The 3067-nt window shown below is 74.0% G+C and carries 1 protein-coding gene and 1 pseudogene; both read left to right on the forward strand.

The window, feature by feature from the left end; genetic code table 11:
* A pseudogene (locus KBX39_RS27470) lies at positions 1-981 on the forward strand (hypothetical protein); the annotation flags it as partial.
* A 118-nt stretch (positions 982-1099) separates the two neighbouring features.
* A complete protein-coding gene (locus tag KBX39_RS27475) occupies positions 1100-2932 on the forward strand; it encodes an NHL domain-containing thioredoxin family protein (protein WP_210873259.1) in 1833 nt (610 codons plus the stop codon).
* The last annotated feature ends 135 nt before the right edge of the window (positions 2933-3067 follow it).

The raw sequence follows: 3067 nt of genomic DNA on the forward strand, positions 1-3067 counted from the left end.
CAGCCCCGGGTGTACGGCCGGCCCGCCCGCCCGGAGCCCGAGGACACGCCCGAGCAGGACGGTCACGGCTTCCCCGAGCAGGACGGGCCGTCCGGATTCGGCCCGGACAACGGCTTCCCCGGCCCGCAGTCCCGGACCGAGGACGCCGACGGGCCGCACGGGTACGCCGCCGTGCCGCCGTCCTCGCCGGCCGCGCCGCCGCCGTTCCCGGCCGGTGTGCCGTCCTTCATGGACCCGCCCGCCAACACCCGCCCCGCCAACGGGGTGCACCCGGGCGGCGAGCAGCCCGGCGCGGTCCGGGACCCGTTCGACGGCCCGCAGAGCCCCTACGGCACCCCGGGTGGCAGCCCGGACCCGTTCGGCCCGCCCGGCGGCCATCAGGACCCGTTCGGTGGCCCTCAGGGCGGCCGCCAGGATGCGTTCGGCAGCCCGGCCGGCCGGCCCGAGCCGTTCGGCGGCCAGCCGGACCAGTTCGGCCCGCCGGCCGGTGGGCGCGCCTCCGTCGCGGTGCCCGGCCAGGGCCGGCCGGGCGAGACGAGCCCCTTCCCGGCACAGCAGGCCCCGCCGGCCTGGTCGCAGGACGCGCCGTCCGGTGAGCCGGAGCAGGGCCGGTTCGACGCGTTCAAGCCGGACGCCGCCGAGCCGCAGACCGAGGCGCCCCCGCCGAAGGTACGCAACGGACGGGTGCTCGCCGCCGTACTGATCGCGGCGGTGCTCATCCTCGCCGTACCGCTCGGTCTGCTCACGCTGCTCGGCAAGGTCGGCGACGACAAGCCGGCGGGCTTCGACCCGGCGGTCGGTTCCTGCGTCAAGCAGTCCGGCGAGACCGCCGTTCCCGCCGACTGCGGTGAGCAGGGCGCGTTCAGCGTGGTGTCGAAGGTGGACAACAAGGACAAGTGCGCCGATCTGACGCAGCCCACCGTCTCCGTCGAGAACGGCGGGACCACCCGAGTGCTCTGCCTGAAGCCGGCCGGCCAGTAACCACACGCCCGCGGAGCGTCCACCCCTCACCGGGTGGGCGCTCCGCGCCGTTCCGGTGTGCCTCTGTTCACCCCGGGTTCGCCGCGAGCGCACCCGGCCGGTGCGGCACGATGGGGGCATGAGCGCGCGCGTACGGGCACCGGAACTGCGGGGTCGGGCCTGGCTGAACACCGGCGGCAAGGCCGTCACGCTGGCCGACCTGCGCGGCAAGATCGTCTTGTTGGACTTTTGGACCTTCTGCTGCATCAACTGCCTGCACGTGCTGGACGAACTGCGCCCGCTCGAAGAGAAGTACGGCGACGTCCTGGTCGTGATCGGGGTGCACTCGCCGAAGTTCGAGCTCGAGAAGGACCCGGCGGCGCTGGCCGCGGCCGTCGAGCGGTACGGCGTGCACCACCCGGTGCTCGACGACGCCGACATGGACATGTGGCAGCAGTACGCGGCCAAGGCGTGGCCGACTCTGGCCGTGGTCGACCCGGAGGGCTACGTGGTCGCCACCATGGCCGGCGAGGGGCACGCCGAAGGGCTGGCGCGGCTGATCGACGAGTTGATCGCCACCCATGAGGCGAAGGGCACGCTGCACCGGGGCGAGGGCCCGTACGTGCCGCCGGCCGAGCCGGACACCGTGCTGCGGTTCCCCGGCAAGGCGCTGCCGCTCGACGGCGGGAACCTGCTGGTCAGCGACTCGGCCCGGCACTCACTGGTCGAGCTGGCCGCCGACGGCGAGACGGTGGTGCGCCGCATCGGCGCCGGTTCCCGGGGCCGTACGGACGGCCCGGCCTCCGCCGCCACGTTCGCCGAGCCGCAGGGGCTCTGCCTGCTGCCGCCGCACGTGGCCGAGGTCGCCGGTTACGACGTGGTCGTCGCGGACACCGTCAACCACCTGCTGCGCGGCGTACGGCTGTCGTCCGGCGAGGTGGTCACGATCGCGGGCACCGGGCGGCAGTGGCGCTCGACCGTCGACGACCACGCGCACGACGCCCGCGCCGTCGACCTGTCGTCCCCGTGGGACGTGGCCTGGTACGGCGATCGGGTGATCGTCGCCATGGCCGGCATCCACCAGCTCTGGTGGTTCGACCCGATCAAGCGGACCGCCGGCATGTACGCCGGGACCACAGTCGAGGCGCTGCGCGACGGCCCGCTGCCGGACGTGTGGATGGCCCAGCCGTCCGGGTTGTCCGTCTCCGTCGACGGGACACGGCTCTGGGTGGCCGACAGCGAGACCAGCGCGATCCGGTGGGTCGAAGGCGGCGTGATGCACACCGCAGTCGGTCAGGGCCTGTTCGACTTCGGGCACGTCGACGGCCCGGCCGACCAGGCGTTGCTCCAGCACCCGCTGGGCGTGTGCGCGCTGCCCGACGGTTCGGTGCTGATCGCCGACACGTACAACGGGGCGGTGCGCCGCTTCGACCCGGAGACCGGCCAGGTGGGCACCGTGGCGGACGGGCTGGCCGAGCCGAGCGACCTGGTGCTGACCGGCGAGGGCGACGTGCTCGTGGTCGAGTCGGCCGCGCACCGGCTGACCCGGCTGGCGCCGGGCGCGCTGACGTCGGCCGGGGCGAACACGGTGGACGGCCCCCGGCACCGGCTGGAGCGCAAGCCGACCGACGTGGCAGCCGGGGAGCTGACCCTGGACGTGATCTTCACGCCGGCGCCGGGGCAGAAGCTCGACGAGACGTACGGGCCGTCGACCCGGCTGGTGGTCTCGGCGTCCCCGCCGGAGCTGCTGGTCGAGGGCGCGGGCACGACCACCGACCTGTCCCGCAAGCTGGTGGTCAGCGGCGACGTGGCGCAGGGGGTGCTGCAGGTGACCGCCCAGGCGGCGACCTGCGACGCCGATGTGGAGCACGCGGCCTGTCACCTGACGCGGCAGGACTGGGGCGTGCCGGTCCGGGTGGTCACCGGCGGCGCGACCCGCGTGCCGCTGGTCCTGCGTGGCATGGACGCCTGACAGCGCGTGTTAAGTGAGTGTTTGAGATTCCGGCTCAGGTGTGGGTTGCCTGGGCCGGTTTCGTGTGTCGGGCCAGGCGGGTGACCATGACGTGGATCATGGCCCAGGTGACGAAGGCGGCGTGGCTTGTGGGTA

Source organism: Micromonospora sp. D75 (assembly GCF_018070405.1).
Lineage (GTDB): Bacteria > Actinomycetota > Actinomycetes > Mycobacteriales > Micromonosporaceae > Micromonospora > Micromonospora chalcea.